Annotated in this window: 1 protein-coding gene; it reads left to right on the top strand. The window is 48.5% G+C overall.

What is annotated here, in order from left to right; translation table 11 throughout:
• A partial coding sequence (locus tag CHH91_RS18275) for a L,D-transpeptidase (RefSeq protein ID WP_141234209.1) occupies positions 1-282 on the top strand: 282 nt, incomplete at its 5' end.
• Between the last annotated feature and the right edge of the window lie 23 nt (positions 283-305).

Raw genomic sequence — 305 nt, 5'->3', positions numbered from 1 at the left:
TATTACCGCAAAAAAAATATTCCCGGTGGAGATGCCCGTAATCCATTAGGAAGCAGATGGATCGGTTTTGATGCCTTAGGAACGGCAGGCCGGACATATGGGCTACATGGCACTAACCGACCAGGCTCAATCGGGTATAGCGCGTCTGCAGGTTGTATTCGTCTCGCAAATCCGACGATTGAACGACTTTACGAAAAAGTTGACATCGGCAGCAAAATATTCATTGTCAACGAACATCGCTCCTTCCAAGCGATTGCCAAGGAAGCGGGGCTAATAAATTAGAACAGTGCGCTTCTCGCGCACTG

Origin of the sequence: Virgibacillus sp. 7505, from assembly GCF_002272135.1 — a bacterium.
Lineage (GTDB): Bacteria > Bacillota > Bacilli > Bacillales > Amphibacillaceae > Terribacillus.
This window is presented reverse-complemented; position numbering and strand designations above follow the sequence as displayed.